Genomic DNA, 23,622 nt, shown 5'->3' with positions numbered 1-23,622 from the left:
TCATCGCATTGACGCAAGGCAATTACGCCGGCGTATGCGTCAGAATATAATCGTAGGCGCTGAGAGCCGCGCGCGCGCCGTCGCCGATCGCGATCAAAATCTGCTCGCCAAACGCCGTCGTGACATCGCCGGCCGCGAACAGGCCGGGCAGCGTGGTCGCATTCAGCTCGTCGACCCAGATAAACCCATCGGCGTCGGTCTGCGCAATCTTCTGCACGATCGCGCTGTTCGGCACCAGCCCAAGATCGACAAACGCCGCGTTGACGCGCAGCCGCCGATGCTCGTCGCCCTGCTCGATCACCAGCGCCTCGACATTAAACGGGCCAACCACCGCCTTCACCTGGAAGCCCTCGATCAGCTCGACATTCGTGCGCTGGCGCAGCGAGTGGGCCAGCGGCGTCTCCAGGCCGCCCGCCTCGGGCGCGATGATATACACCTTCGCGGCGGTGCGCGCCAGCTCGGCCGCGCCGCGCAGCGCGCGCACGGAGGTGCCCACCACCGCCACCGGCTTGCCGGCGACAATGTGGGCGTGCGTGGTGGCCGAGTAGCCCAACCCCTGGCCCAGCAGCTCGAGCGCGCCAGGCGCCTCAAGCGGCTTCGGCGCCGCGCCGGTGGCCACCAGCACCGACCGGCCTTCGAGCACGCCGTGCTGCCCGGTCGATACCTGGAACACGCCGTCGTTCTTCACGACGCTGCTCACGCGGTCGCAGATTGTGGCGTTGGGGTAGGCCAGCACCTGCTGCTCGAGCGCCCGCGCCGCCGCCGCCCCGGCCACATACTCGTCGCCCGGCTGGCCGCGCAGGTGCTGCTGGGTGCCGGCCTTGCCGCCCAGCTTCTCGTATACAATCACGACATCGAGCTGTTTGCCGAGCGCGTAGACCGCAGCGGAAAGCGCGGCCGCTCCGCCGCCTACGATAATCAGATCATGCATACGTTTCCTCATTCTCTATGGTGATGTTCGTGGGGTGCTGCCGACGCACGCGCCCTGCGACGCGGAAACAGGCAGCAAAAACAGGGATTGCGCTACCTCCGAAGTATAGGCTGCGCCACGGCATATGTGCGTAAAGAAAGCGCAACAGGTGATGACAGCTCATTCACAGGATTTACGCGCTGCGCGTTTTTGCCTTCGGCAGAGCGGTACTTTTGCATGGAAGGTGCTCAGAAGGTGGCGCAATGCGCCACCTTCTGAGCACAAAAGAAAGTACAGTACCATGCTGCCGCAGGCAGAACAAGCCCATATCGCAGGCAACTGCGTAAGTCCTGTCATTCACAGGACTTACGCGGTGCGTTTCGGGAAGGCTGCGCCTCATCTCGTAAGAGTTTCGTAACGCCCTCATAAGGGGCGGCGCGTATGCTGATGCTCGGCCACAGTCGCCGTTCCAGACGTGGCGAAGCACCAGCGGCATTGCCGCACATACCGAGGAGGTTCTCTATGCGCGTAGCACTCCCGCTCGCGGCGCTGGCAGGCGTGGCCCTGCTGATTGGCGCCCTGGCGCTGCTGCGGCCCGCGCCCGAAGCCGCCGGCCGCCCGGCCGCCACGCACGCTGCACAGAAGGACGCGCCGCGCGCGCCCGAGCTCGACGGCGCCGGCGCCTGGATCAATTCCGAGCCGCTGACGCTGGCCGACCTGAATAGCCACGGCAAGGTCGTGCTCATTGATTTTTGGACTTACGGCTGCTATAACTGCCAGAACACGCTGCCATACGTCAAACAGTGGTGGGAAAAGTACAAAGATCAAGGGCTCGTGATCGTCGGCGTGCACACGCCCGAGTTCGCTGCCGAACGCGTGCTCGGCAATGTGCAGGATGCGGTGAAGCAGGCCGGGATCGAGTGGCCGGTTGTGCAGGACAACGATTACACAATCTGGCGGGCCTACCGCAACAACTACTGGCCACGGTTTTACCTGGTCGATCGGCACGGCCAGATCGTCTACGACCACATCGGCGAGGGTGCCTACGAGGAGACCGACCGGCAGATCGCCGCAGCGCTTGCAGCCGCGCCGTAGCTGTTATACCGAATTCGCTCGATTACTTACACTTTGGTGGAGGTTCGGGGGCGGCTTCGCCGCCCCCGAAATTTCTTTTTCTTGTGCGGCGCCCGGCTTTGCCGGGCACCGCACAAGAAAACACAAGTAATCAAAAAAGCAGCAGATCCAGCTTCTCAAACAGGCGCGCAGGCGATTGCAGCGCGGCGCTCGCGCCGGCGTTACGTTGACACCCCCACACCGCTATCGTATAATGCCGCCCGCCGGCCTCGCGCCGTTCTGGAGCGTGTTCACGGGCCGGGGTGCATGGCCGAACCACCGAGCGTTGCGGCAGCGCGCCAGGGCGCGCGGTGTCCCGGCGCAGGGTGCGCGAGTTTGGAACGAGCTGTAGTGCCAATTGGCATCGATATGCGCTGGCGCGCGCCAATGCTGTGGCTGATCGGCGCGCTGCTGCTGGCTGGGGCGCTGGCGCTCGGCGGCGGCGGCGCGCTTTTGGTGTGGCTGGCGGCTGGGCTGCCGCGCTGGGCCGCGCCTGGCCTGGCGGTGGCACTGCTCTACACTACGCCCGGCCTGCTGCTGCTGCGGCTACTGTGGCCGCGCGAGCGCGCGCTGGGCTACGCCGAGCGGCTGGCCTTGGCGATCGGCGCCAGCGTGGCGCTGCCGCCCCTGCTGCTGCTGCTGTTTCAGCAGCTGGGCCTGCCCTGGGGCGCCACCGCCACCTGGGCCTACCTGGTGCTCTGCAGCGCCACCTGGGCTGTGCTGGCGCTGCGCGGCTGGCGCGCGCGGCCCGCGCCCGAGCTACGTGGGCCGGGCGTGGCGCTGCTCGGCGTGGCGCTGGCGGCGCTGCTGGTGCGGCTGTACGCCGCGCGCGGCCTGCCAGTGGGGCTGCTGGGCGACTCGTACCAGCATACGCTGATGGCCCAGCTGCTGGTCGATCACCGCGGCCTGTTTCAGTCGTGGCAGCCCTACGCGCCGCTCAGCACCTTCACCTACCATTTCGGCTTTCACGCCAACGCCGCGTTTTTCCACTACCTCACCGGCCTGAGCCTGCCCCGGAGCGTCGTGTGGGTTGGGCAGCTGCTGAACGCCGCGACGGTGCCGCTGGTGTTCGCCCTGGCCAGCGCGCTGAGCGCGCCGCGCTGGGCTGGCCTGTGGGCCGCGCTGATCGTCGGCTTTGTCGCCAACATCCCGGCCTTCTACATCAACTGGGGCCGCTACACCCAGCTCACCGGCCAGGTCGTGCTGATGGCGCTGGTGGTGTGCTGGGCGGCGCTGGCCGAGACTCAGGCGCAGCAGCGCCGCTCGCAGCGGCTCGCGTCCCTCGGCGCCTGGCTCGCCGCGCTCTGGCGCCCGATACTGCTGGCCGGGCTGCTCACCGCGGCCATGATGCTGACGCACTACCTGGTGACGGCCCTGGCGGCGCTGTTCGTGCTCGGCTACTTGGTGGTGCTGGCGCTGGCGCGGCGCTCGTGGCCGCTGCTGGGCGCGCTGGCGCTGCGGGCAATTCCGGCCGCCGCGCTTGGCCTGCTGCTGGCGCTGCCCTGGCTGCTGAACGTGCTGCGCGGCCAGCTGCTGCGCAATGCCAATGGCATGGTCAGCGGTGCGTCGGGCCAGGCGGTGATCAGCCAGATGTCGGCGCTCGAGCCCGTGGCGCCGCGCTATGTCGGCGGTGGGGTGCTGGCGCTGGCGCTGGCCGGGCTGCTGGCGGCCGCCTGGCGCCGCGAGTGGCGCATGGCCCTGCCGGCGCTGTGGGCCGCCCTGCTGGTGATCGCCGTGGCGCCATATGTCGTGGGCCTGCCCGGCGCCGGCATCATCGACGCTCCCACCGGCCTGGGCACGCTGTTCATCCCCGCCGCGCTGCTGGCCGGCTACGCGCTGGCCAGCGCCCAGGGCCTGCTGGCGGCGGCGATCGGCCGCGCGCGCCTGCCCGCCGCCCTGGCCGAAGCTCTGGCCGCAGGCGCGGCGCTGGCGGTCATCGCGCTCAACAGCGGCGGGCAGGCGCGCATCGCCACCGGCGAGACGGCGCTGGTCGGCCAGGCCGACCTCGCGGCGATCGAGTGGATCCGCGCCAACACACCGCCCGACGCGCGCTTTCTAGTGAATAGCTTCCCGGCCTACGGCGGAACGCTCGCGGCCGGCACCGACGCGGGCTGGTGGCTGCCGCTGCTGGCCGGCCGCTGGGCGAGCCTGCCGCCGCTGACGTACGGCAGTGAGCAGGGCGAGCGCGTAAACTACCAGAAGCACCTGAACGACTTCGTCGCCGCGCTGCGCGGCCGGCCGCTGAGCGACCCGCGCCCGGTGCGCGTCGACCTGACGCGCAAGGCCGCCTTGGGCGCGCTGCGCAGCGCTGGCGTCACGTACATCTACAACGGCGCGCACCCGTTCCCGGCCACGGTCGATCGCTTCGACTCGGCCATCCTGCGCACCAGCCCACTATTCACCCTGGTGTACGAGGCCGGCGGGGTCGAGATCTTTCGAGTGAATACGAGCGCCTCATGAAATTCGTCGTTATTGGCCCAACCTACCCGTTTCGCGGCGGGATCTCGCACTACACCACGCTGCTGGTGCGCCGGCTGCGCGAGCGCCACGACGTGCGCTTTTTCTCGTACCGCCGCCAGTACCCCAAGCTGCTGTTCCCCGGCAATGTCGGCGCCGACCCGAGCGAGTCGACGCTGTACGAGCAGTGCGAGCGCACCGTCGATACGCTTAACCCGCTCACCTGGCTGGCCACGGCGCGGCGCGTGGTGGCCGAGCGCCCGGACATCCTGCTGCTGCAGTGGTGGACGCCCTTCTGGATCCCGCTGCTCTTGATCGTCTCGCGCGCCGCGCGCCGCGCCGGCATCCCGATCCTGTACATCTCGCACCAGTTTATCGAGCCCGACAGCTCGCTGATCGAGTGGTTCTTCGCCCGGCTCACGCTGCGCCTGGCCGATGGCCTGATCGTGATGACCGAAGAGGAGTTCGGCATGGCCCGGCGGGTGCTGCCCGGCAAGCCCATCCGCGCCGGCCACCACCCGATCTACGAGGGCTTCCCGCGCCACGAGCTGCCGCGCGCCGAGGCGCGCCGCCGGCTTGGGCTGCCGGCCGAAGCGCCGCTGCTGCTGATGTTCGGCTTCGTGCGGCGCTACAAAGGGCTGCGCTACCTGCTCGACGCGCTGGGCTCGCTGCCCCAGCCGCCACACGTGCTGGTGGCAGGCGAGTTCTGGGAAGACGAGCAGCCCTACCGCGAGCAGATCCGCCGCCTGGGGCTCGAAGATCGCGTCACGCTGCACAACCGCTATATTCACAACGAAGATATCGAGCCGTACTTCGCCGCCGCCGACGCGCTGGTGCTGCCTTACCTCAGCGGCAGCCAGAGCGGTGTCGGCATGATCGCGATCCATCACGGCCTGCCAGTGATCGCTACCGCCGTTGGCGGCCTGGCCGAAACCATCACCGACGGCGAGACCGGCATGATTGTGCCGCCTGGCGACAGCGCGGCGCTCGCCCGCGCGATCGAGCGCTTCTTCGCCGAGCAGCTGGGCGACACCTTTCGCGCCGGCATGGCCCACGCGCGCGAGCGGCTATCGTGGGCCGCGCTGATACGCATTATCGAGGAGCTAAGCCATGAACTTGCCGCAGGCGGCGCGGGCGAGCGCGCCGACGGCCGCGCTGCCGACGATCGGCATCTCGGCCGTCGTACCAGTATTTAACGAGGCCGAGACGATCGAGGAGATCGTGCGCCGCCTCGAGCACGTGCCCGTCATCCGCCAGATTGTCGTCGTCGACGATTGCTCGCGCGACGGCACCCAGGAGATCGTGCGCCGGCTGGTGTCCGAGCGCCGCGTGGTGGCCGCCTTCCACGATCGCAACCGTGGCAAAGGCGCCGCGCTGCGCAGCGGCCTGCCGCTGGTGCAGGAAGAGTACCTCGCCATCCAGGACGCCGACCTCGAGTACGACCCGCGCGACTTCATTGCGATGGCCGAGCTGATCGAGCGCTACGACGCACAGGTGATCTACGGATCGCGCTTCCTCGGCGCCGGCCGCAGCGGCATGCTCTGGACGCACTACCTGGGCAACCGCGGCCTCACGCTGCTGTTTAACTTCATGTTTGGGCGCTGGATCACCGACATGGAGACGTGCTACAAGCTGTTCCGCACGAGCCTGCTGCGCCAGATCGGCATCGACAACGACCGTTTCGACGTCGACCCCGAGCTGACCGCAAAGGTGGTGCGCGCCGGCCACAAAATCTACGAGAGCCCGGTGTCGTATGTCGGCCGGCCGTACATCGCTGGCAAGAAGATCAAGCCGCGCGACGCCTTCACCGCCGTCGAGACGCTGTGGCACTACCGCCGCTGGCGCCCGCAGCCCGTCGCCGAGCCCGAGCCTGTGGGCGCGGCGCGCGGCTAGGTCGCGCGAGCCAAAGCCGCCGCACAAGCCGGCGAATATAAATAGGACTTACGCGGTTGGCGCGCTCAGCCTTCGGCAGAGCGGTACTATCCTCGTGTATTGCGTGCGGTTGTTCCACGCTCTGCGCCGAACAACCGCATACAGAAGATGAAGATAGAGAAGTACCACGCTGCCGCAGGCAGAATCGACGAACGACGCGAGCCACCACATAGCTCGTGTACTATAAAGTGAACAGACAATGACACAGCTCCTGCCGATCACACCCCACTTTGCCGCCTACTACCGCTCGCTGCTGATCGCCGATCAGCTGGGCCTGCCCGCCCGCGCCGCGCGCGTGCTCGACGTCGGCTGCGACGACGGCTACATCATGAGCCGGGTCGACGCGCCGCTGCGCCTCGGCGTCGATGTAAACCCGCGCCTGCGCCCCTCCGACGCAGTGGCGGTGGCGCGCGCATCGGCCACCGCGCTGCCGGCGCTCGCCGGCACTTTCGACTGCATCCTGGCCTTCGATGTGCTCGAGCACGTCGCCGACGACCGCGCCATGATGCGCGAGATGCTGCGCGTGCTCGCGCCCGAGGGCACGCTCTGGTTCACCACCCCCGCGCTCGGCTTCCGCATGTTCCCGGCCTGGCTCACGCCCTACACCAACCGCAGCTTCGGCCATGTGCGCAACGGCTACACGCCCGAGCAGCTCGGCGCGCTGCTGCCCGACGCCGAGCGCTACTCGGTTGAGTTTTTCTTCTGGAACGAGCCGGCCCTGCGCCTGCTGTTCGCGCCGCTGCACTTCCTCAACCTGGCCGCGCCATCGGCCGCCGCCGCGCTGGCGCGGCTGTGCTACCGCCTCGACAGCGCGTTCCACGAGGGCCGGCGCGGGCACCTGCTTGGCCGAGTGCGCCATCGCGCGGCCGCGAGCTAGCTCCATGCGCCTGCTGTTTCTGAGCACCTCTAGCCTCGAAGATCCCTCGCCGCGCGGGCGCTGGCTGCCGCTGGCGCGCGAGCTTGCGGCGCTCGGCCACCAGCCCGAGCTGGTGATGCTGCACCCGACCTACGGCCGACTGCCTGCCGGCCAGCGGCGCCAGGAGCGCGGGGGAGTCGTGGTATACTACGCCGGTCAGATGCACGTCTACGGCCCGGTGACGCAGCGGCGCTACTACGGCTCGGCCGCACTGCTGCGGGTGACGCTGCTGGCCACCTGGCGGCTGCTGCTGGCCGCGCTGCGCGCCCACCCCGACGCGATCCATGTCTGCAAGCCCCAGCCAATGAATGGGATGGCCGGGATGCTGGCGGCTAGGCGCCTGGGCGTGCCTCTGTACGTCGACTGCGACGACTACGAGGCCGGCGGCAATCGCTTCGGCTCGCCCTGGCAGCGCGCGCTGGTGCGCTACTGGGAAGATATGCTGCCGCGCCGCGCCGCCGCCGTCACCGTCAACACGCGCTTTCTGCAAAGCCGCTGCGCCGAGCTTGGGGTGGCCCCCGAACGCATTGTGTACGTGCCCAACGGCATCGCCGCCGCGCGCATCGGCACGCCGCCGCCACGGCAGGTGGCCGGCCTGCGCGCCGCGCTGGGCCTGGGCGACGCTCCGGTGGCGGTCTACGCCGGCACACTCAGCGAAACCAGCCACAACCTCGGCCTGCTGCTCGACGCGTTCGCGCTGGTGCACGCGCAGCTGCCGGGCGCGAAGCTGCTGCTAGTGGGCACCGGCCCCGACCACAACGCGCTGGCGGCGCGCGCGCACGACCTGGGCCTGGAGGGGCACGCGCTGTTCGTTGGCCACGCCGACTACGCCATGGTGCCGGCCTACTTCGCGCTCGCACGCTGCTCGGCCGACCCTGTGGCCGACGACGCGGTGGCGCGCGGGCGCTCGCCGCTGAAGATCGTCGAGAGCCTGGCAGCCGGCGTGCCTGTGGTTACCGGCGACGTGGGCGACCGCGCCGAGATGCTCGGCGCGCGCGGCGGCACGATCGTGGCCCCCGGCAGCGCCCGCGCACTAGCCGATGGCATGCTGGCATATCTGCGCGGCGCAGCCGCCGACAGCAATGCGGCTGGCTTCGCGCGCGAGCAGGCCGCCCACTTTCGCTGGGGTCGCCTTGCGCGCGAGTGGCTGGAGGCATACCGGTAATAGTCTTTATTGGAAATAATAATGATGGGGGTTTGAGGGCCACAGGCCCCAAACATCCTCTCTTGGTGGGGCAAAGCCCCTCCGGCTCCCCTATTTCCGATTAAGTCTCATAACAAGAGCAAAAGTCGCTTGTTGCCACAGGCACGAGCGCGCGCTATGAGCGATGGCATAAGAGCTATCACAAACAGAAATTTTGATCTCGATCATCATCCCTAACCTGCACTCCCCACTGATTGGCCAGGTCGTCGCGGCGCTCGAGCGGCAGACCGCGCGCGCCCAGGTCGGCGACATTATTGTAGTCGGGCAGGATCGCTACGGCCAGATCCCCGCGAGCGCGCGCTTTGTCGAGACGCCCACGCCGGTCTCGGCCGCCGCCGCCCGCAACCTGGGCGCGCGCCAGGCCCGCGGCGATGTGCTGCTATTCCTCGACGCCGACTGCATCGCCGCGCCCGACCTGGCCGAGCGGCTGCTGGCGCGCTTCGCCGCCGGCAGTGCCGTGGTGGGCGGCGGCATGGCGCTCGACGCCGATAGCTACTGGGTGCTGTGCGACAACCTGCTGTCGTTCGGCGAGTCGCTGGCCACCGCGCCGGCAGGCCCGCGCGCCTACCTGCCCAGCTTCTGCCTCGGCATTGCGCGCGCCGCGTTCGAGCAGGTCGCCGGCTTCGACGAGGGCTATGCCGGCGCGGCTGGCGAAGATATCGACATCTGCCTGCGGCTGCGCCAGCGCGGCCACGCGCTGTTCTTCGACCCGGCGCTGCGCGTGGTGCATCGCCCGCCGCGCAGCTCGGCGCGGGCCATGTGGCGCCACCAGCGCGCCTTCGGCCGCGGGTACTACCAGGTGGTGCGCACGCGCCCCGGCATGCTGCGCTCGCCGCTCGCGCGCATACGCCCGCGCACCGTCCCGCTGCTGCTGGCGGCCGCGCCGGCGCTTGCCTGCACCGATATCGCCAGGCTGTTTCGCCACAACCCGGCGCTACGCGGCTGCGGGCGCGCCGCGCCTGGCATGGTCTTGGGCCGGATCGGCTGGTATAGCGGTGTGGGTGGTGCAATCGGAGTAGCAGTGCGCCGCTAATACTGTCGGGGCTGGTAAAAGGCTACGCTGGCCATATCTCCGTCTGAAGGGCCAGCACGGAGTTCTTAAGAATAACAAAGGTAAACTTTTATGCGCTTTCCGGCCGCATTGCGATGGCTATCGCAGTTATATAATGCCCTGTTCACTACTCGCGCTTCGGGAATCCAGCAAGAAATACAATTCTGGGATGAGTGGTTTCGTACCAAGGGCCTCTCGTGGCCCGAGGGTTACACACGGCGCTTCGACCCACAGCTTGAGCTATCGGAGTACCACCGTAGCTTTATCGATCAGCTGCCGCAAGAAGATATCAAGATTCTCGACGTCGGCGCTGGCCCGCTTACACTTCTGGGCAAAACACATCCCTCGAAGCGTATTACGATTGTTGCAACCGATGTATTGGCCGACCAATACGCGCAATTAATTCAAAAGTATGCCGTGCGGCCGCTGACTCCAACCATTTTCGCCGATGTCGAACGACTGACCGAGCAATTTGCCGTCAATTCCTTCGACTTTGTCAATGCCCAGAATTGTATCGATCATACTCAGCACCCACTCGAAGCAATCAAGCAGATGATCGCAGTGGTAAAGCCGGCATGCTATGTGGCGCTTAGGCATGTCGAAAATGAAGCTGAGAATGCAAACTATGTTGGGTTGCATAAATGGAACTTCACCGTGCGCGATGGTCACCTCATGCTCAACAGCAAGCTCGCGCGCGTCGACGTGGCGCACGAATTGGCCGGAATAGCTACAGTGACATGTTTTAAAGAGAGTAATTGGGTCGTGGCCCGTATTTGTAAACATGCGTCTCCGGCGCACTCCTCGGGTATATGAATGATTTCGATGGTGGAACGATGAGCATCAGCATTGCGATCTGCACTCGTAATCGGCGCAGCGACATCACTCGCTGCCTCGATACACTGCTGAATATCGATTTGGCGCCAGTGAAAGAGATCATCATCCTCGATCAGTCCGATCAGCCGCTTAGCCTCGAACACATTCCAGCAAGCAGGCGCACGCTACTGCGCTATGCCTGGCGGAAAGGGCGCGGCCTCGCGCGCGCGCGTAACCAGGCGGTCGCGCTGGCAACAGGTGATATCGTCGCATTTACCGACGACGATTGCTTCGTTACCACAAACTGGGCCGTAACGATCGAGCGACTATTTCGCGAACACCCCGATGTAGACGGTGTATTTGGGCGCGTATTGGCGTACGGCGATCAATCTGAGATCACCTATCATCAATTTAAAACGGCATTTGGCGAGATCACCTATGCCACTAGGCCCGGCGGCCTGTCGTGCAGCGCGCTGATCGATAAGCCCACAAGCGCTACATACAACCGGCCGATCATGACACTCGAGCACCTTGGTTCAGGAAACAATATGGCGTTCCGCCGCACCGTCTTCGAGCACAATGGCTTGTTTGCCGAGCTATTGGGCGCGGGGGCATGGCTGCAGTCGGGTGAGGATATCGAATTCCACTACCGGCTGCTACGTGCACACCACCGCCTGATGTACACCCCCGACGCACTGCTCTACCACGATCGCTGGATGCGGCCACAGGAAAACGAGTCGCTTCAACATGGCTACACCGTTGGTGTTATCGCCACTTATCTCTACTTTGGGCTGCGCGGCGATCGATATGCCTGGAATTATTTCAAATATCGCTTTAGCACTGTAAAACAAGAGGTCGTGTCGTTATCGCAAGAACACGCCGAGCGTAAGCCACGGAGCTACTACACAACTCGCGCCCGTGCGTTTGCCAAAGGCATTGCGGGCGGCATCTGGCTGGCGTTAACACAGCGCCACGTACAAATGACGCCCCAAACTAGCTATACGATTACGCATGAAGCATAGAATGACACTGTACAAACGGCTGGAGTTACGCTTGTCAAGCTCACTCGAGCAGAGCAAACAGAAGCAAACCTTGCTGGGAACACTCATCCGAGGGATCTCGGCTGCGATCACCGGTGTGTTTCTGTCATATTTCCTCTCAGGCTTTGTTCAAATCCTGATCGTCCGGCAGCTTGGCAAGCTGCTTTATGGCGAGTATGCCACACTTACCGCTACGCTTGGCCTAATGGCTAGCTTGCTTGGCTTTGGCCTAGACGTCTGGGTGCTAAGCGAGGGCGGCCGCGATCACTCGACGCTAGCTATGAACATTGGCCATGTCCTGTGGGCCAAGATCGTCGGGGCGGTTGTGCTGCTAGCACTGGTGGCGCTGGCTTGGTCGAATCAGATGGTCGAGACGCCGGCATTTGTCATTGGAGTGCTGGGCATTATTTTCGACAGCTTCACAAGCACTGGTTACAGCGCCCTGCGCGCGCTCAACCGCAACGGCTCGGTCGCAATCTTCCAGGTGGTATCACCATTGGTGCTGCTTGGCGCGATCGGCGCAATGCAATATGTCGGCGCCAGTGTGCTGCTGCTGTTCTTCGTTCAAGCACTCACCAGCGCAGCACTTGCCACCACGCTGCTGCTGCTCTTGCGTAAGCTGGTGGGGCCACTATTGCTACACCGCTTTCGGCTCTGGTACCTTGTGAGCGGGGCCTGGCTATTTGTCGCGGCCGACGTACTCTCGAACATCTATACACAGTCAAGTATTGTGATTCTGGGCCGCTTGGTCGATCAGACGCTGGTTGGCCTTTGGAAGCCGGCGCTGAATGTGATCGGGTTTACGTTTCTCGTGCCTAGCCTGTTATTCTTAGTTGGCCTACCACAGCTTAACGCTGTAACGCGCGATCGACGACAGTATCGCAGCTTGCTGCTGGCGCTCTCAGCCGGCGCGCTGTGCTACGGCGTTGCAGTGATGATTGGGCTTTGGCTATTCAATGGCTTTATCGTGCAGCTGCTCTTTGGCCACGAGTACGATGCGGCACTGCCACTTGTACGCGCGATGAGCCTGGTACCACTGTTCAAGTCGGGCAGCTTTGTCTGCGTGGCCATCCTGCTCTCACTCAATCGCCAGCTCGTCCGAGTAGGCCTCCAGGCGATCGTCACGGTGCTCAGTGTGATCGGCGGCTTGGTATTCATTCCAATTTACGGCTTGCAGGGCGCAGTCTGGCTGTATGTTGCAATCGAGGCGCTGATCTTCATACTGTATCTGGCTGGTGCAGCATTCCAACTGCGGCGAGCGTGGCGATGAAAGTACTGCTGACCAACCAGAACTCGGTGTTAAACTTGGGCGATTTCGCCATTCATCTTGAAACACTGCGAATGGTGCGCGAGGCATGCCCCGAGGCCGAGGTGACGCTGACATATCACGACCTTGCCTCAGCGCGCGAGCATTTGCCAGGGTATCGCCTGCTACCGGCCCTGGACTCGTGGGCTTACCAAGTGAACGAGCGCGGTGAAGTCGTGTTCACGCCTGTGCTGCGGCGCATTATCGATGTACTGATATTGTGCCTAGGCGTGCTGATATATCGTTTTGGTGGTGCTACTCCGCGGCTGTTCCGCGACCAATCCAAGCACGAAGTATTTGCCGCATTCGCCTCGGCCGATATCGTGCTGGCATGCGGCGGCGGCTATATCTACGATACCGAATTGCCGCGCGGTCTGCCCTCACAGCTCATCAGCTTCGCTACCTGGTCGATCTTTCTGCTTGGATCGCATTTGCTGGCACTAGCTTTAGGTAAACCGCTGGTGCTATTACCGCAATCGATCGGGCCGTTGCGCGACCCGGTGCGGCAGCGTGTGGTTGCCTGGATCATCAGTCAGGCACGCCTGACTCTGGTGCGCGAACGCGAGTCGCTGGCACTGCTCGATGAACTAGGCTGTGGCGCCAAGGTGGCGTACTCGCCCGATTTAGCATTTGGCATGCCTGGCGGCGTACTCGCCGAGGCGCGTGCGCTGCTCGATACAGCCGATCTGCCACATGAAAGCGTGGCGTTTTGCGTCGGCATGACTGCGCTCGATTGGCGCGGCCAAAGCCGAGCGTTCGATGGGCAGGAGCGCTACGAGCGCGCGCTACTTGGCTGCATCGACGCAATCACGGCCGACAGCGGTATGGTAGTACTGTTCGCTCAATGCCATAGCCAGTTCGCCGCCTGGGACGATAAGCTCGTTAATCGGCGGCTACGCGAGCGCGCTCGCCAACCCGAGCGCGTGGTGCTAGTCGAACAGCTAGCCCAGCCCGATATACTCCAGGCTGCCTATGGTCAGATGGACTATTTCATCGGTACGCGCATGCACTCAGTTATATTGGCAGCGAATGCCGGAGTGCCAGCACTGGCGATCGGCTACCTGCATAAGTCGCTGGGAATCATGCGCGAAATAGGCCTGGCCGAGCGTTGCTTTGATATAGGCAGCGTCTCGGCCGAGCTGCTTATTGAAGGGTTGAGCAAATTACGCAACGCTCCCGATACCGAGCGAATTGCTACATACGTCGAGCACGCCAGGCGCCGTAAACGTGCGCTCGCCGCACTACTACCGATGCTGGCCGGCCAAACATATCATTTCAAGCCATAACATACTGTCGGAAAGGAGCTCCTGTGAAGCTGCCTGTGCCTGTGCAAAAGCTGGCGCGCGGTCCACTGCTAGCTGCCGAGTGGCTGGTAAAGCGCACGCTTTCAACAATACTCTGGGTCGCGTGGCGGGCGCACCTCAACCCTTTCACGTCGCTGCGCGGCCTCCCCGATAGCCCAGGCCGCTTTTACATCGACCAATTTTTGAGTCGGTATGCCGCCGAATGTCGCGGCCGCTTCCTGGAGTTCGGCGACCCACGCTACCGCCCAACGTTTGCACCCGCCATGGTTACGCAGTACGACGTGCTAAACATCGTACCAGGCCCAAATGTGACTATTGTCGGCGACATTCAAAGCTGCTCACAGATCCCCGACAACACCTATGATGTAATCGTCTGCACCCAAGTGCTCGAGCACGTGCCTAATCCGTTTCTTGCTTCGTCCGAATTGATTCGTATTCTCAAGCCAGGTGGGCGGCTACTACTGACCGTACCGGCAGCATACCCGTATCACGCAGTGCCGCGTGATTACTGGCGCTTCACCCGCGACTCGCTGCATCTGCTGTTTGGTGAACACCTGCACGACATACAAATTGAGCCTTGGGGTAACCGGGTATCGGTGATCGCATCATACTGGTACTGGGCTTACGATCAGCTACCACGCGATGCACTACTACGGCGCGACCCCGACAATGCTCAGATTCTTTCACTGTACGGCCGTAAATAACACGAGTTACGCGGTGTCCTCCCGCATGGGAGGTTTGGAGGGCTTGCGCCCTCAAGATCTCTCTTTTGGCTGGTCGCAGCCACCGCCGTGGCCGCGACCAGCCAAAAAGGAAGTTTTCGGGGCGGCTTTGCCGCCCCCGATGCGCACCGCGTAAGTCCTGTAAATAACACCAAGCTCAAGAACCACAGTGGCGTCCGGCAATGCCGAACGCCACTGTGGAAAGCATACGCACTCAAGCAGATCTCGCAGAATAGATCGCTCAAGGCCATCTGCCACCCGGCCACATACAGCGCGCTACTTTGTGCGCTGCACAATCGGGTTCACTTGAATCTGTCCGGTATCAAACGTCTTACCCGCCTCGATCTGGTAGATCCGCGCATTGCCATTGCTCTCGCGTACCACATCGCTGTTTCCATCATAATCGCCAACTATCAAAGCATATTCGTTAGGTGGAACAGTTGTAAATACAAAAAAGCCATTCTGATCGGTCAACGTCGCAGGGCTCTGCGACATATTCAGCACGTAGGCCGCGCTCTTGTGGTCGCTATCCCAGTGAATCTGCGCTAGGTACACAGGCGTCCCCGTGATCGGCGTATTGCCCCCAGCAGACAGCGCCTGGCCGGTCACAATCCCCGAGCTGGCACTTGGCGTAGGCACCGGTGGCCGGTTTGCGTTGGCCGGCTGCGGCACGGCCGCGCCGCCACAGCCCGCCAGCACCACAGCTGCAACTACGAGCAATAACACGACAAGCTTTACTTTCATTGGCAGGGCCTCCGAACATATCCAAAATTGTACACGCAAGGCAGCCGCATTGGCGGTTACGGCGACTAGTATAGCACGACTTCGCCGTAGTACGCAGTGTCGAATTGCTTACAAATATGTCAGCAAGCATTGCCTGGAAGGCGCGCTAAATGAACAAGGCTTCATAATAGCTTTAAGGCTTTACAAAGCCATAAATCGCCTCAATAACCCGATCGGGTTAGCGCTTAATCGAGCTAATTCGGCGATGAGAGCTGCAAAAACTACCCTCACGAAGTATGGAACCCGGCCGGCGAAGCAGGTATAGTAGCCACAACGAACTCGCGTTCGACCATGATCATTGTTGTAGGAGGCTTTTGGATGAAACGATTTTTGGTTGCTCTCAGTCTTGTGATGGCGATGTGCTTCTCGATCCTGCCGGGCGCTGCATTTGCCGCGCCGGCGTATCAGACGCCCTTCTCGGTCTCCATCACCTACCAGAACGTCGGCACCGGCACGGCGACGATCAATGTGAGCTTCTTCGCCGAGAACAGCGGCACGGCTCAGACGTTCTCGGCCGGCACGCTGGCGGCGGGCGCCAGCACCTCGCTGAGTGTCGGCCAGGCGGTGCAGGGCGGCTCGTTCAAGGGCTCGGCCGTGCTCTCGTCGGATCAGCCGGTGATCGCCACGATCGTGCAGGTCGACGCCAGCGGCGCTGTGAAGAACCGCCCGCTGTCGAATGGCTTCTCGGCCAGCGACGGCAACGCGAAGCAGCTGGTCGCTTCGGTGCTGAAGAACGCCTTCAATAGCACCACGGTCTTCTCGGTGCAGAACACCGAGTCGGCCCCGGTGAACGTCACCGTGAAGTACTTCGCGGTTGGCGCTTCGTCGCCGTCGGCGACGGCCACGGCGAATAACCTGCCGGCCGGCGCGGCCAAGTACTTCGATGCTGGCGCGATCGGCGACCTGCCGAACGGCTTCAGCGGCTCGGCAGTTGCCACCGCGGTGCTGGCCTCCGACAACACCACCCCGGCCAAGATCGTCGTGACGGCGAATGAGCTGAGCACCGTCGACGGCGCGTCGAAGAGCTTCGAGGGCACCGCGCTGAGCGGCCCGAAAGTCTACATGCCGTCGGCGCTCTGCAACGCCTTCGGCGGCCAGACGACGGCCTACGCGGTGCAGAATGCAGGCAACAGCAGCGTGACGTTCAACGTGCGCTACAAGCTGTCGGGTGCTGCCGACGTGATCGACGGCCCGTACACCATCGGCGCCGGCGGCAAGCAGAGCATCGGTGGCTGCACCAAGCTGTCTGCCGGTGGTAATGGCTCGGCGATCATCGAGAGCACCACGCCCGATGGCCAGCTGGTCGCGGTCGGTAAGGTTACTGGCGCGAACATCACCTCGGCCTTCCTGGGTGTTGTCGAGAACAATGGCTCGGCCAAGGTGGCGCTGCCGTATGTGCGCTATGCCTCGAACGCCGAGATCAACAAGCAGCAGCGCACCAGCATCGCGATCCAGAACATCGGCAGCGCCGATGCCACCAACGTGAAGGTGCAGTTCATCGACAAAGACGGCAACGTCAAGGGCACCCACACGATCGGCACCATCGCGGCTGGTGGTAAGGCCTCGTCGAACCCAACCCAGGGCAACGCCCTCGACGCCTGTGGCCGGTTCGGTATGTACGGCGCGAACGGCAGCACCACCGACTGCAATTCGGTTCTGTTCGGCGGCGGCGCGATCGTCACGGCCGATAGCGGCGCCCAGCTGGCGGTGGTCGTGCGTATCTTCACCGGCAGCCCGATCGCGGCCGGCGAGGACTACAACGGCATCAACGTTCAGTAATACTTACGCCTGAAAAAGTAAAGCGTTTGCAGAGGCGGCTCCTTTCTTCGGAAAGGGGCCGCTTTTGCTTTCGCCGTAGGCTTGGTACTTATGCTACATCCGGCTGAGCACTTGCCGTATGTTCAGGGCTCGGGAGCCACTCTGCCGCCCTCGAAAGTTCTTTAGCCGGCTGAGCACTTGCTATATATGGGGGTTCGGGGGCGGCAGGGGCGGCTTTGCCGCCCCCGCAAGTTCTTTTTGGGATGCCCTGCCTGGCTTCGCCAGGCAGGGCATCCCAAAAAGAAAGCGATCAAACGGAGTTATACCAAATTCGCTTGATGACGTACACTTTGGTGGGGGTTGGGGGCGGCGAAGCTGCCCCCAAATTTCTTATTGTGTTGCACGGCGCGGCTTCGCCACGTCGTGCAACACAATCTAGAAGTGATCAAGCGAACAGCATATTATTGGCCGGAGTTGACAATTGGGAACAGAGTGGAGTAGATAACCTGATACTCGCTCACCGCGCCGGGCTGACCGCCGGCGTTCGTGCCGAATAGAAAGATGCTGGTGCTGAGCGCAGCGGCGCGCGGCGAGATTCCGACATCGCTGGGTACGCCTACCGCTATGCGCCAGGCGTCGGCCGCAGGGCTGTACTCGGTAGCCGAGCGCTTCTGCGGGTCGAACAGCAACACGCTGTTGACGGTGCCTACCACCGCCGGCGCCGCCACGGGCGTGCTCAGCGGTACCAGCGCCTCCCAGGCGCCGCCCTCGGCGGTCGGGTCGAAGCGCTCGTTGGTGGCTAGCGGCCCGCTCTGATTCTCGCCGCCAATGACATAGATATGCTCTTCGACCAGCGCCGCACCGGCGTTGGCGCGCGGCGTGCGCATTGCTGTGCGCTCGGTCCATTTCCTCTCGCGCGGGTCGAACACAAATACCTCGCCACGGTAGCTCGTGCCGTCCCAGCCGCCAAATAGGTACAGCTGGCCCTCGAAATCGGCCAGTGCGTAGCGGCTGCGCGGCGCGGGCAGCGGCGGGAGCGTTTCCCACTGCTTGGTGCGCGGGTCGTAGGCTTCGCACACGCTCAGCACCTGGCCGCCTGGCCCCTCGCCGCCCGGCACGTACACCTTGCCGCCGATCGTCACAGCTTGCACGTGGCTGGCGGCCGTGGGCTTGGCATTCAGCGCCACCATCTGGTCTTTGCTTGGGTCGTATCGCTCGACCGCATCGCTGGGCGCGGCGCCAAGCGTGCCACCGATCAAGTATAGCTTGTTGTCGTAGGCGGCGACGGCGAAATCGCTGCGCGGCTGCGGCCAGGCGCGGTGGCTCTTCCAGCGGTTGAGCGTGGCGGCATCGGTGGCAGCCGCTGGCGCGAGCGTCTGCGGCGCGGGCCGCAGCACCAGCAGGTAGAGCAGCGCAAGGCCCACCAGCACAGCCGTGCCGGCCGTTATCGCCCCAATCAGGCGGGTGCGCGGGCGCGCCGGGGCGAGCGCCTCGGGCGCCGTCGCCGAGCCTGCGACGTCGTCGGCCGGCGGCGCCACGGCATCGGGTGGGGGCAGTGGCTCGGCAAGCTCAGGGGCTTCGAGGGTAGCGGCGGGTGTGGCAAGAATTTCGGCACGAGCAGGCGGCGTATCGAGCTGCACCAAACCCTGACGGATGGCGTACACCGTCGCCTCGGTGCGCGAAGCAGCGCCGATCTTCTCGAAAATATTGCGCAGGTGAACCTTGACCGTGTTGATGCTGATGTTCAGCTGGTTAGCGATCTGCTGATTCGTCGCACCCATGGCGACAAGGCGCAGAATATCGCGCTCGCGCTCGCTGATTTGTGCGGATTCGCTCGACATACGCTCCGATGTCATGTGTATCTCCGCACCGAATCATAGCATGATCGCCAGGGCGTCGCAAGGGAAGCGCGGGCTACGAGTCGCCTGCCGCCGGCGCGGTCGCGACCGCATCGGGCTCGCCGCCGGGATCATCGGCCGGCGCAGGTACCTTGGCCGCAGGCGGCGGCAGCGCGCGCCGGTGGTTGATCACCAGGCCGGCAACGCCGATCGCCAGCAGCAGCAGGCTGACGATCTGGGCGGTGCGCAGCGCGCCGCCGCACTCGCCGCCGATGCCGTTGGTGCACAGGCTGTCGGTGCGTAGCCCCTCGATCCAGAAGCGGCCCAGGCCATACCAGATCGCGTAGAACAGCGCGATATCGCCGGTGCGCAGCCAGCCGCGCAGCCGTCGCTCGAGCCACAGCAGCAGGCCCACGCCAACAATATTCCAGATCGACTCGTACAAGAAGGTGGCGTGGAACAGCGTAGCGGGCGGGTACTTCGCCATATCGTCGTAGGGCGGCAGCCGCCGGTCGGCGTCGATCGTGACGCCGACGGGCAGGCTGGTGGGCCGGCCGTAGGCTTCCTGGTTCATAAAGTTGCCCCAGCGGCCGATCGACTGGGCCAGCAGAAAGCCAGGCATGCAGATATCGAGGAATTCGATCAGCGGCAGCCTGTTGCGCCGGGTGTAGATCAGCGCCGCCAGGATCGCGCCGATCAGCGCGCCGTGGATCGCCAGCCCGCCTTTGGTAGTGTTGATCAGATCGAACCACGGCCGCCCGGCGAAGCTGGGCCACTCGAATATCACATAGTAGATCCGCGCCCCGGCAATGCCGAGCACCATCCCCAGCAGCAGCAGGTTCCAGATATGCTCGGGGTTATAGCCGCGCTGCTCGGCGCGCCGCGAGGCCAGCCAGCCCGCCAGCATCGCGCCGCCGACGATCAGCACACCATACCAACGCACCGCCAGCGGTATGCCGAACAGCGTGGTATTGATGAGAAAGGGATCGCCGGGTGGGTGAAGTGGAAACATAGGCTCGCTCATTCCTATCGCGCGTACAACGGCCCGTATTGTACGCCCCGGCTCCGGCGCTGTCAAAGCTGCGCGTGCTGGGTCGCGGCGCATGCATGGTACAATACCGGCTGTATGACGCAGTATCAGGCCTACGCGCCTTTCTACGATATCACCGGCCAGATCCGCTTCGCTGTGCTGATGGCGCAGTATCTACGCGAGATCCTGGGCCGCCACCCGGCGCCGCGCCGCCGCGCGCTCGACCTAGCCTGTGGCACCGGCACGCTGGCGCTTATGCTGGCCGACGACGGCTGGGACGTCGTTGGGCTCGACGTGTCGGAGGCGATGCTCGGCCAGGCCCGCGCCAAGGCCGCGAACCTCGATACGCCGGGTAGCGCCGCGTTCGTATGCGGCGATATGCGCGACATCGGCGCGGCGGTTGACGCCGCGCGGGGCGGGCGCCCGCCGCAGCAGTTCGGCCTGGCGACGTGCGTGTACGACAGCCTGAACTACCTGCTGGCCGAGCACGAGCTAGCGGCGTGCTTCGCCGGCGCCGCCGGGGCGCTCGCGCCACACGGGCTGTTCGTGCTTGATCTCAATACGCGCTACTTCCTCGAGTACGACTGGGGCGAGTGCGAGGTGATCGAGATGCCGGGCTTTGTGCAGGTGTCGCAGAGCCACTTCGATCCAGCCACAGCCTGCTCGACGATGCTGCTGACCGGGTTCGTGGGCGACGATGCGCAGGGCTACGTGCGCTTCGACGAGACGCACGTCGAGCGCGCCTACGAGCCAGCCGAAGTCGAGCGATTGCTTGCGGACGCCGGCTTCGCGATCGAGGCCAGCTACGACTGTTTCACATTCCAGCCGGTGAGCGAGCGTACCCAGCGGATCGCCTGGGTGGCACGCAAGCGCGAGCCGTGAGGCGCGGCGCCCGCGCGGCTTTCCGGGCGCCAGCCGCGAGCCCCGCGAACGGAGCGAGCCTTGAACAAAGTCGTGATCATCACAACCGGCGGCACGATCGCCATGAAGCGCGGCCCGATGGTGGGTGGCGCGGTGCCTACGCTGAAGGGCGAAGATTTCATGGCGCTGCTGCCCCACAGCGGGATCGGCCTGGCGTTTGAAGAGTTCGCCAATTTACCGAGCAGCCACCTTACGCCGGCGCAGGGCCTCGATCTGGGCCGGCGCGTCGAGGCCGCGCTCGGCGCGCCCGATGTCGATGGCGTGGTGGTGACGCACGGCACCGACACGCTGGAAGAAACCGCCTACCTGCTCGACCTGACGATCAGCTCGGCCAAGCCGGTGGTGGTGACTGGCTCGATGCGTACGGCGACGGCGCTCGGCTACGATGGGATGCTGAACCTGGCGGCGGCGATCCGCGTCGCCGCCGCGCCCGAGGCGCGCGGGCTGGGCGCGCTGGTGGTGTTCAACGAGCGGATCTTCGCGGCCTGCGAGGCCCAGAAGGTGCATAGCCAGCGCGCCGATGCCTTCGACGCGCCAGGCAGCGGCGCGCTGGGCTGGCTCGACGCCGAGCACGTCTGGCTGCACCACCGGCCGCTGCGGCGCGTGTACATCCCGTGCTCGCGGCTGGAAGAGCTGGTCGACCTGCTCACGATCGGCCAGGGCGCGAGCGAGCGCCAGCTGCGCCACTCGATCGACGACGGCGTGGCCGGGATTGTGATCGAGGCCTTCGGCAGCGGCCGCGTGCCGCCGTGGTGGCTGCCGCTGATCCAGGAAGCGCTGGCCAAGCGCATCGCGGTGGTGCTCGCCACCCGCTGCCGCGCCGGCACGCTCTACGACGAATATGGCTACGTCGGGGCCTACCACGACCTGCGGCGGCTCGGCGTGCTGTTCGCGCACAACCTCAGCGGCGTGAAGGCGCGGATCAAGCTGATGGTGGCGCTCGGCGCGGCGCGCAAGCCCGACGAGCTGCGCGGCTGGTTTGCCTGACGAAATAGCGGAGCGCTCTGCGCGGGCCCTGTACACACTATGCTGCTGACAGTCGATATTGGCAACACCAACATCAAGCTGGGCGTCTACAGCGGCGCAGAGCTGCTGGCGCACTGGCGCCTGGCCACCGAGCGGCTGAGGCTGGCCGACGAGTACGGCGTGATGATCCACAACCTGTTCGGGCTGGCCGGGCTCGACCCGCGCGCCGTGCAGGGATGCGCAATCTCGTGCGTGGTGCCGCCGCTCACGAGCCAGTTTCGCACGCTGAGCCGCACGTACCTCGGCGTCGAGCCGGTGATCATCGGGCCGGGCATCGCCACCGGATTGCGCTATGAGATCGACACGCCCGACCAGCTTGGCGCCGACCGGGTGGCGAACTCGCTGGCGGCGTTCCGGCGCTATGGTGGCCCGGTGATCGCGATCGCGTTTGGCACCGCCACCGCCTTCGACGTCATCACCGCAGAGGGCGTGTATGTCGGCGGGGCGATTGCGCCGGGCATCGGCATCGCCGCCGACGCCCTGTTCCGGCTGGCGGCCCGGCTCTACCAGGTCGAGCTGGCGCGCCCACCGCAGGTGATCGGCAAAAACACCGTGCACTACATGCAGTCGGGCTTGATCCTCGGCTACGCCGGGCTGGTCGAGGGGCTCGTGCGGCGCATGCACGCCGAGCTAGGCGGGCCTTGCACAGTGGTGGCCACCGGCGGGCTGGCCGAAGTGATTGCCGGCGAAACCGACGCGATTACCGCCGTCGAGCCATACCTGACGCTCGACGGCCTGCGTATGATCTACGAGATGAACCGTAAGGATTAAACCGTGTCTGTACTACCTCCACCCGATCAGAAAGCCGTATATGTCGAGCGCATGTTTGCGCGGATCGCGCCGAGCTACGATCGGATGAACCGTGTCATGACGATCGGCATGGATCGCGGCTGGCGCGACTACGCCGTGAACGCGATCGCCCCGCCGGTGAACGGCCGCGCCCTGGATGTCGGCACTGGCACCGGCGATTTTCTGCCGCTGCTGGCCAGCTGGATGCCACAGGGCTTCGCGGTTGGGCTCGACTTCACCGTGGCGATGATGCAGGCCGGGCTGCCAAAGCTCGGCGCCGCCGCAGGCCGAGCCGGGTTCGTCGGCGGCGACGCTTTGCGCCTGCCGTTCGCCGAGGCGACATTTGACGCGATCACCACCGGCTTCACCATGCGCAATGTCGTCGACATCGAGCAGGCCTTCCGCGAGATGGCGCGCGTGGCCCGGCCTGGCTGCGCGCTGGTGTGTCTCGAGGTGGCGCGGCCAAACAACCCGCTGCTGCGCCTGGGCCACCGGATCTACTTCGAGCAGATCGTGCCGCGCATCACCAGGCTGCTGGGCGGCGACCCGACGGCCTACACCTACCTGCCGCAGTCGGCGCGGGCGTTCCCACCGCCCGACACGCTGGTGCGGATCATGCAGCAGGCCGGCTGGAGCGAGGTGCGCTACGCGCTGCTGGGCATGGGCGCGGTGGCGGTGCATACGGCTTTCAAGCAGCGATAGAAAGGGC

Annotated in this window: 21 protein-coding genes; 17 read left to right on the top strand and 4 right to left on the bottom strand. The window is 64.8% G+C overall.

What is annotated here, in order from left to right; genetic code table 11:
- Positions 1-22: 22 nt before the first annotated feature.
- Positions 23-931, bottom strand: a complete 909-nt coding sequence (locus U0177_RS10305) for an NAD(P)/FAD-dependent oxidoreductase (RefSeq protein WP_409570538.1) — start codon at positions 929-931, stop codon at positions 23-25.
- A gap of 501 nt (positions 932-1,432) precedes the next feature.
- Here U0177_RS10305 and U0177_RS10300 point away from each other — a divergent pair.
- The 12 genes from U0177_RS10300 to U0177_RS10245 all read left to right on the top strand — a co-directional run bounded on the left by U0177_RS10300 (position 1,433) and on the right by U0177_RS10245 (position 14,750).
- Positions 1,433-2,005, top strand: a complete 573-nt coding sequence (locus U0177_RS10300; RefSeq protein ID WP_409570537.1) for a redoxin domain-containing protein — start codon at positions 1,433-1,435, stop codon at positions 2,003-2,005.
- Between the two features lie 369 nt (positions 2,006-2,374).
- Positions 2,375-4,483, top strand: a complete 2,109-nt coding sequence (locus U0177_RS10295) for a hypothetical protein (protein WP_409570536.1) — start codon at positions 2,375-2,377, stop codon at positions 4,481-4,483.
- Complete coding sequence (locus tag U0177_RS10290) at positions 4,480-5,676, top strand: glycosyltransferase (protein ID WP_409570535.1); 1,197 nt, start codon at positions 4,480-4,482, stop codon at positions 5,674-5,676. The genes U0177_RS10295 and U0177_RS10290 overlap by 4 nt, the downstream gene beginning before the upstream one ends.
- On the top strand, positions 5,591-6,373 hold the full coding sequence (locus U0177_RS10285) for a glycosyltransferase family 2 protein (protein WP_409570534.1): 783 nt from the start codon (positions 5,591-5,593) through the stop codon (positions 6,371-6,373). Before U0177_RS10290 ends, U0177_RS10285 begins: the two co-directional genes overlap by 86 nt.
- Before the next feature lie 238 nt (positions 6,374-6,611).
- Entirely contained in the window at positions 6,612-7,289 is a 678-nt protein-coding gene (locus tag U0177_RS10280; RefSeq protein ID WP_409570533.1) for a class I SAM-dependent methyltransferase, read from the top strand.
- 4 nt (positions 7,290-7,293) lie between these two features.
- Positions 7,294-8,493, top strand: a complete 1,200-nt coding sequence (locus tag U0177_RS10275) for a glycosyltransferase family 4 protein (RefSeq protein ID WP_409570532.1) — start codon at positions 7,294-7,296, stop codon at positions 8,491-8,493.
- 193 nt (positions 8,494-8,686) lie between these two features.
- Positions 8,687-9,565, top strand: a complete 879-nt coding sequence (locus U0177_RS10270; protein ID WP_409570531.1) for a glycosyltransferase family 2 protein — start codon at positions 8,687-8,689, stop codon at positions 9,563-9,565.
- A 90-nt stretch (positions 9,566-9,655) separates the two neighbouring features.
- The gene (locus U0177_RS10265) at positions 9,656-10,396 is read left to right on the top strand and encodes a class I SAM-dependent methyltransferase (protein WP_409570530.1); all 741 of its coding nucleotides are present in this window, start codon (positions 9,656-9,658) and stop codon (positions 10,394-10,396) included.
- Positions 10,397-10,416: 20 nt separating this feature from the next.
- A complete protein-coding gene (locus U0177_RS10260) occupies positions 10,417-11,418 on the top strand; it encodes a glycosyltransferase family 2 protein (RefSeq protein WP_409570529.1) in 1,002 nt (333 codons plus the stop codon).
- Position 11,419: 1 nt separating this feature from the next.
- A complete protein-coding gene (locus tag U0177_RS10255) occupies positions 11,420-12,706 on the top strand; it encodes an oligosaccharide flippase family protein (RefSeq protein WP_409570528.1) in 1,287 nt (428 codons plus the stop codon).
- Complete coding sequence (locus U0177_RS10250; protein ID WP_409570527.1) at positions 12,703-14,028, top strand: polysaccharide pyruvyl transferase family protein; 1,326 nt, start codon at positions 12,703-12,705, stop codon at positions 14,026-14,028. The genes U0177_RS10255 and U0177_RS10250 overlap by 4 nt, the downstream gene beginning before the upstream one ends.
- Positions 14,029-14,051: 23 nt before the next feature.
- Positions 14,052-14,750: a methyltransferase domain-containing protein gene (locus U0177_RS10245; protein WP_409570526.1), complete on the top strand. Its 699-nt coding sequence runs from the start codon at positions 14,052-14,054 to the stop codon at positions 14,748-14,750.
- A gap of 294 nt (positions 14,751-15,044) precedes the next feature.
- Here U0177_RS10245 and U0177_RS10240 read toward each other — a convergent pair whose 3' ends face one another.
- Positions 15,045-15,512: a hypothetical protein gene (locus U0177_RS10240; RefSeq protein ID WP_409570525.1), complete on the bottom strand. Its 468-nt coding sequence runs from the start codon at positions 15,510-15,512 to the stop codon at positions 15,045-15,047.
- A gap of 357 nt (positions 15,513-15,869) precedes the next feature.
- Here U0177_RS10240 and U0177_RS10235 point away from each other — a divergent pair, with 357 nt between their 5' ends.
- Positions 15,870-17,330 (top strand): hypothetical protein, encoded by a 1,461-nt coding sequence (locus U0177_RS10235; RefSeq protein WP_409570524.1) that lies wholly within the window; start codon positions 15,870-15,872, stop codon positions 17,328-17,330.
- 440 nt (positions 17,331-17,770) lie between these two features.
- Here the strand turns inward: U0177_RS10235 and U0177_RS10230 are convergent, their stop codons facing one another.
- Positions 17,771-19,165, bottom strand: coding sequence for a LuxR C-terminal-related transcriptional regulator (locus U0177_RS10230; RefSeq protein WP_409570523.1), 1,395 nt, complete (start codon positions 19,163-19,165; stop codon positions 17,771-17,773).
- Between the two features lie 58 nt (positions 19,166-19,223).
- Positions 19,224-20,159, bottom strand: coding sequence for a prolipoprotein diacylglyceryl transferase (lgt, locus tag U0177_RS10225; protein WP_409570522.1), 936 nt, complete (start codon positions 20,157-20,159; stop codon positions 19,224-19,226).
- Between the two features lie 114 nt (positions 20,160-20,273).
- Between lgt and U0177_RS10220 the strand changes: the two genes are divergently transcribed.
- From U0177_RS10220 to U0177_RS10205, 4 genes are read left to right on the top strand one after another with little or no spacing between them, the layout of a single operon-like run.
- Entirely contained in the window at positions 20,274-21,059 is a 786-nt protein-coding gene (locus U0177_RS10220) for a class I SAM-dependent methyltransferase (RefSeq protein ID WP_409570521.1), read from the top strand.
- Between the two features lie 60 nt (positions 21,060-21,119).
- Positions 21,120-22,085 (top strand): asparaginase, encoded by a 966-nt coding sequence (locus tag U0177_RS10215; RefSeq protein WP_409570520.1) that lies wholly within the window; start codon positions 21,120-21,122, stop codon positions 22,083-22,085.
- Positions 22,086-22,124: 39 nt separating this feature from the next.
- Complete coding sequence (locus U0177_RS10210; protein WP_409570519.1) at positions 22,125-22,895, top strand: type III pantothenate kinase; 771 nt, start codon at positions 22,125-22,127, stop codon at positions 22,893-22,895.
- A 3-nt stretch (positions 22,896-22,898) separates the two neighbouring features.
- Positions 22,899-23,615: a ubiquinone/menaquinone biosynthesis methyltransferase gene (locus tag U0177_RS10205; protein WP_409570518.1), complete on the top strand. Its 717-nt coding sequence runs from the start codon at positions 22,899-22,901 to the stop codon at positions 23,613-23,615.
- Positions 23,616-23,622: the final 7 nt, after the last annotated feature.

It is taken from the genome of Kouleothrix sp., from assembly GCF_046328425.1.
GTDB lineage: Bacteria > Chloroflexota > Chloroflexia > Chloroflexales > Roseiflexaceae > Kouleothrix.
Note: the sequence above shows the minus strand (reverse complement) of the source record. Positions and strands in the feature narration are given on the sequence as shown.